Annotated in this window: 5 protein-coding genes and 1 pseudogene; 3 read left to right on the top strand and 3 right to left on the bottom strand. The window is 66.1% G+C overall.

The genetic code is table 11. The features are described from left to right. Nucleotides 1-443, top strand: a 443-nt coding sequence (locus AC16DP_RS51240; protein WP_483957126.1) for an RICIN domain-containing protein, incomplete at its 5' end; no start/stop codon positions are given. Next, the gene (locus tag AC16DP_RS51235) at nt 418-759 is read left to right on the top strand and encodes an ISAzo13-like element transposase-related protein (RefSeq protein WP_414640757.1); all 342 of its coding nucleotides are present in this window, start codon (nt 418-420) and stop codon (nt 757-759) included. The genes AC16DP_RS51240 and AC16DP_RS51235, both read left to right, overlap by 26 nt. 7 nt (nt 760-766) lie before the next feature. Here AC16DP_RS51235 and AC16DP_RS51230 read toward each other — a convergent pair whose 3' ends face one another. Continuing rightward, on the bottom strand, nt 767-1087 hold the full coding sequence (locus tag AC16DP_RS51230) for a DUF7668 domain-containing protein (protein ID WP_329730921.1): 321 nt from the start codon (nt 1085-1087) through the stop codon (nt 767-769). 389 nt (nt 1088-1476) lie between these two features. Next, nucleotides 1477-2490 (bottom strand): annotated as a pseudogene (gene sitA5, locus AC16DP_RS51225) (SitA5 family polymorphic toxin); the annotation flags it as partial. A 141-nt stretch (nt 2491-2631) separates the two neighbouring features. On the opposite strand from sitA5, the gene purU reads away from it, so the two are divergent. After that, on the top strand, nt 2632-3480 hold the full coding sequence (gene purU, locus AC16DP_RS51220) for a formyltetrahydrofolate deformylase (RefSeq protein ID WP_329730919.1): 849 nt from the start codon (nt 2632-2634) through the stop codon (nt 3478-3480). A 19-nt stretch (nt 3481-3499) separates the two neighbouring features. Here the strand turns inward: purU and AC16DP_RS51215 are convergent, their stop codons facing one another. Next, complete coding sequence (locus AC16DP_RS51215; protein WP_329730918.1) at nt 3500-6106, bottom strand: response regulator; 2607 nt, start codon at nt 6104-6106, stop codon at nt 3500-3502. Between the last annotated feature and the right edge of the window lie 35 nt (nt 6107-6141).

Raw genomic sequence — 6141 nt, 5'->3', positions numbered from 1 at the left:
GCGGGGGGTACTACGAGATAAAGCCCAAGCACACGGGCAAGTGTGTCTCCGTTTCGGGCCCCTCCACGGCGGACAACCAGCTCATGGTCCAGTTCGACTGCTTTGGCGGGACCAACCAGCGCTTCCGCTTCTCCTCCCCCGGCAAATGGTGTGTCACGGTGAGTGGCTCCGTGGAGTGGTGTGGCCCCGTTCCTGGCGTGGTCCGCTACACCACCTCGACGCCTGGTAACTACACGGTGCGCCTGAACAGCGTTTGCGGCGGATACTCGGGTGGACAGGCCTGCCAGTACGAGCTGCTACGCGATGGGGTGAAGGTGACGGACTCGGGAGTCGGGCGCTGGTACAGCACAGGCATCTCCTCCTACACCGCCGGGGAATGCCCCGCCGCGGAGGCCCCCATCGCCTGTGGTGTGAGGAGTGACCAGAACGTCACCATCCCGTGAGCGTGAGCCCGCCACAGGGGGAATTGCTTGCTCCGGCGTGTGGCCCTGGCGCCGGAGCGTCATATCCGCAGTACAGATAATTCATCTCGGGGAAGAAGGAGACACAGGGCATGAGGTGAGTAGCGACACTGTCGCGCGGATGCTGCACGAAGCGGGGTCTGGCTTGCAGGCTCCGCGTAAGGAGGATGAGGGAGGCAGCCATCCAGATAGGGATGCACAGTCCACCGACGAGCGCCCACCTCAGCTACAGAAGATCCGAGGAATTTGGGAGCCTGACGGTAGCGTGTGCCCTGGTGAGGTGGTTTTGCCCAGATGACGGTGGGTTAAAGAACGTGCAGGTCGTCCACTTCGACTGTGTAGGTTTCGCCCTGCTTGATCGCCGTCAACGAAAGCGTCAGATCACCGCGGCCCTCCTCCTGGGTCCACAGCGGTACATCAATGGCGACTGTATCTGGGGAGGACGGTTGCTCATAGACATCTACAGTCATCTCAACGTCATCTGGCATGGGAACAAGAGTCCGCCCATAGTCCTCGACAGCAGTTCTCAACTCTGCCTCGGTCAGGCGTCCTGCTCGACCATCCGCTGCGATCTCCGCATACCGTCCCGCCGCCAGATCCTCTATCAGGCGCCGAATCTGAACCATCAATTTTGTGTCCACAGTACGGCCTCCTACCGATTACCGGGGATTCTGGTCGGTGTCGATGGAGTGACGCCGATCGAGTTGAAGTAGGCATCCGCGCGGCCAATCAGCGTTTGCGCCTCTTCATGAGACAGACCTGCGCGTCGTAGCGCCTCATAGGCGATTCTCCGCTCGTCAGCATAGGTCCCCCCTCCGGCCTGACGCTGAACCTGAGTCGCCTCATCGTGTGCAGTGCCAACGCGTGTCGCTGGGCCCTTCAGTTCAACAGCGGGGGCTGCACGACTGTCATATCCGGGCAACTCCCGAACGGCGGCATCTTGAATCACATGGTGCGCGTCCTTGATGCCAGCATTCTTGAGCTCACCGTAGGTTCCTGCTCTGAATCTTCCTACGGCACCGCTGCTCGAACTGTCGCGAGCCGCCATGGCCACGGCGTTGGGAGCCAGCACGAAGGTGACGCCCCTGGCGCTGAGAACAACCGACTCCACCTGAGCCAGTGCAGGGGCCGTCAAGCGAATGTTCAATTGTGCCTCTGCCACCACTGCCGCCTGTCCGGCTCCAGGCAACTTCGGCATCGTCGCTACCATGCCTGTCGCCGTGTTCCCCATGGCCACCGTGGCAAGCATCACGAACGATCGAGCCGCCCTCTCCCCCAGGGTATCTCCGAACTTCTCTCCAGACGCGTAGAGCTCGTCGAAGGTCGTGGCTCGATCCACTTCCTTCATCAGCACCAGCCATCCATCAATCAGCCGCCAAACCGAGTCCCAGCCTAGATACGCCATGGCGCCCAGCGTCAGAATCGCAGCGAGGCCCTTGCTGACGGGCTCGGGCAGCGTGAGCAAGACGGCATACATGGTCAGGCCACTGACGACCGTGGCCACCACGGCCTGGGGACTCACCATTCGAGCCAACTCTTCCTCCATGGCACCCAGCACCTTGTTCTGGGCAATGGCCATGGCCAGGGCGTACCTGGCATCCCCATCCAGGAAGGGCTTGTCCACCAGCAGGCGGAGGCAGTCCCCGGTCCCCCACGTTCGCTCGCACCACAGCAGGTAGCAGCGCTTCAGTTCCTCATCCTCGGGCAACAGGTGCAGGTCCTGGGGGTTCCCTGGCTCCGAGGCAATGAATTGCTGACTCCTCCCTTCGTACCGGAACCAGCCGCTGCGCTCAGGTACTCCGAACAGCCGCCGGGCGTATTCCAGGGGCTGCGCCACGACTGGCACGGAGGCGGCGTGTTCCGCCACAGCCTCCTTGAATTCCTCCTCGCTCAGTTCCACCGGCTTCACGTCTTGGCGAGGGACGTGGACGAGAGGCTCGCCCAGTCCCGTGTCCAGGCGAATGACCTTCGTTGGCGTGCTGCACCCCACGAGGAAAGGGAACAGCAGGAGAACCGCCCAGCGCACCATGAGGAGCCTCTTGGCCATGCTTCCCGTTCGTCAGGAGCGCCCCCAAGATTACGGGGAGCTGTGTCATGCCCGTCAACCGAGGATGGAGGCGGCGGAATGACAGGGCGCGAACTCAACGGCCTCGTGTTAGGGGTGGAGCCAATGACCTCGACCCACCGCGCAGTCGTTCGCATCACCGGCCCGGACCGGCCAGGGATCGTCTCGGATGTGTCCGGGCTCCTGTTCAAGCTGGGGCTCAACATCCACCACGCGGACCAGCACCTGGACGCGGAGGCCAACCTCTTCTTCCAGCGCATCGAGTTTCCCGTTCCGGACGGCTGGGAGCGCGTCCGCGCCGAGCTGACGAAGGGCCTGGATGCCCTGGGCATGCAGCACTCGCTGCGGGTGCTGTCCGAGCGGCTGCGCGTGGGCATCCTCATCTCGAAGCATCCGCACTGCGGGCTGGACATCCTCGACCGTCACCGCACGGGGGAGATCCAGTGCGACGTGCCCGTCGTCATCTCCAACCACCCGGACCTCGGTCCGGAGCTCACCCGCCGTGGCTACACCTTCGTGCACGAGCCCATCGCGGGGAACAAGGCCGAGCAGGAGCGGCGCATCCTGGCCCGTCTGGCCGAGGAGCGGGTCGACCTGGTCGTCCTCGCCCGGTACATGCAGATCCTGACCGGCAACTTCGTCGCCGCGTATCCGAACCGCATCATCAACATCCACCACAGCTTCCTGCCGGCCTTCGCGGGCGCGGAGCCCTACCGGCAGGCGTTCCGCAAGGGCGTGAAGCTGGTGGGCGCCACCAGCCACTACGTCACCGAGCAGCTGGATGAGGGGCCGATCATCGCCCAGGGCGTCACGCGCGTGTCGCACCGGGACACGGTCGCGGACATGGAGCGCAAGGGCCGCGACCTGGAGCGCGTGGTCCTCGCGGAAGCGGTGCGCTGCCACCTGGAGGACCGCATCATCGCCTACGGTCACAAGACCGTGGTCTTCGAATAGCCGCTCGGGGAGCGGCGGCTCAGGGCTGGGCCACCGCCTGCTCCAGTGCCGCCTGAATCTGCGGCAGCGAGTAGGGCTTGGGCAGCACCACCACGCCCTCCAGCGGTGCCTCTCCCTTGGGGAGCGCCACGTTTCCATGGCCCGAGGCGAGGATGACCTTCATCCCCGTCTTGCGCTCCGTCACCTCGCGCGCCAGGTCCACTCCCGACGCACCCGGCAGCGTCACATCGGTGAACAACACGTCGAAGCCACTGGCGGCCATGGCGCCCCGGGCCTCCTCGGCGCTGGTGACGGGCAGCACCTCGTGCCCCAGCAGATCCATCAGCTCGCACGCGGACGAGCGCACGTCCTCGTCATCCTCCACCAGCAGCACGCGCAACCGGCGGGACGCGGCGGCGGGCGCGGGCGGGCGCACGGACACGGAGGCGGTGGGGGCCGGTGCCGCACGGGTGGGCCCGCGGACCGCCAGGCGCTGCTGGCGGCCATCGAGCAACTGCCGCAGCTTGCGGGCCAGCTCTTCCCGGCTGTAGGGCTTGCTCAGCAGCTGCACGCCCGCATCCAGCCGTCCACCGTGGACGATGGCGTTCTCCGTGTAGCCCGAGGTGAAGAGCACCTCAATGTCCGGGTGCAGCTCCTTGGCCTGCCGGGCCAGCTCGGGGCTGCGCACCGGACCGGGCATCACCACGTCCGTGAACAACAGCTCGATGGGGACGCCGCTCTGGAGGATCACCAACGCGCTCGCCGCGTCCACGGCCTTGAGCACGCGGTAGCCCAGCTCGCTCACCATCTCCACCACGGTGGCCCGCACCTCGGCGTCGTCCTCCACCACGAGGATGGTCTCCGTGCCTCCCTGGATGGGGCCGGTGACGACCTGGGCGTCCTCCGCCTCGGCCTCCACCGCCCGGGGCAGGTAGAGCTTGATGGTGGTGCCATGGCCCAGCTCGCTGTAGAGCTTGATGTGGCCGCCGCTCTGCTTGACGAAGCCATACACCATGCTCAGGCCCAGGCCCGTGCCACGGCCCTCGGGCTTGGTGGTGAAGAACGGCTCGAAGGCCCGCTCCATCACCTCCGGCGTCATGCCTCCGCCCGTGTCCGAGACGGCCAGCAACACGTACTGGCCGGGGAGGACCTCGGGGTGCAGCCGGCAGTAGTGGTCGTCGAGCGTGGCATTGCCGACCTCGATCGTCAGCTTGCCGCTGCCATTCATGGCGTCCCGGGCGTTGACGGCCAGGTTGATGATGACGTTCTCGAACTGGTTGGGATCCAGCGACGTGTTCCACAGCTCCTTGTGGGTGGAGGTCTCCAGCTCCACCTCCTCGCCCAGCGTGCGGCGCAGCAGATCATCCATGCCGCGCACCACCTTGCTCACGTTGACGACGAGCGGCTGGAGCGGCTGGCGGCGCGCGAAGGACAGCAGCTGGGAGGCGAGCTTGGCGCCCCGGTCCACGGCGCGGGTGGCCGTCTGCACACGGGTCAGGGCGCGCTCGTTGCCCACCAGGTCGCGCTGCAGCAGCTGGAGGTTGCCGGCGATGACCTGGAGCAGGTTGTTGAAGTCATGCGCCACGCCGCCGGTGAGCTTGCCCACGGCCTCCATCTTCTGGGACTGGCGCAACTGCGCCTCGGTCTTGCGCCGCTCGGCCTCGCTCTCCTCGAGCGCGCGGGTGCGCTCGCGCACCAGCTCCTCCAGGTGCTCCTGGTAGTGGCGCACCTGCTCCTCGGCGAGCACCCGCGACGTGACGTCCTGGCCATACACGAGGATGGCCAGGACGGGCCCTCCCGGCAGGCGGATGGGCCGGTAGTCGAAGTCGAGGAACAGCTCCTGCAGCGGATCGCTCTCCTTCTTGCGCAGGGAGATCTTGAAGGCGCGCATGGCGATCGACTCGCCCTGGTGGAACACCCGCTCGAACAGGTTGTAGACGCCTTTGTTCTTGGGGTCCTTGAGCTCCGGACGCACCTGGAGCAGCGGCATGCCGATGATGTTCCGGAAGCCAACGAAGGGCAGGTAGTTCTCGTTGACCATCTCGAAGACGAAGTCGGGCCCCCGGAGGACCGCCACCACCCCGGGCAACGTCTCGAGCAGCTGGCGGAGGTAGCGGCGCTCGTGTTCCAGCTTCTCGTTGTTCTCCTGCACCGCCGACATCCGGGCCATCAGGTGCGCGAGCTGATCCTGGGAGAAGCCCTCCGGCCGGTCCTCCGGCGCCCAGGTGGAGAGGTCCGCGGAGCGCAGGTCCGTCACGTCCACGGCGTGCTGGAGGATGAAGGCCACGTCGCCCGAGGCATCCAGCAGGGGCTGGTGGGAGTAGCTCCAGAAGCGCTTCTCGAGCACCGGGCCCGTCCTGGTGGGGCGGGCGATGGGCTGCACCGTCATCGCGAGCAGGTCCGGCAGGCGCCGGGTGAGCACCCGCTCGAGGGACTCCCGGAGCAGCCGCGAGCCATCCGGCTCCGAGGGGCTCGTGTCTCGCGGAAGCACCTCGAAGATGGGGCGTCCGAGGATCTCCTCACGCCGCAACGAGGTGGCGTTCAAGTAGGCCTGGTTGGCCGCGACGAACTTCAACTCCCGGTCCAACACCATGAGCGGAGCGGGAGCGGAGTCGAACAGCTTCTGGGAGTCGATCATGTGAGACATTCAGGAGCCCAGGGAAGAGGACGAAGCCGGACCCG

The organism is Archangium sp. (assembly GCF_057119385.1).
This window is presented reverse-complemented; position numbering and strand designations above follow the sequence as displayed.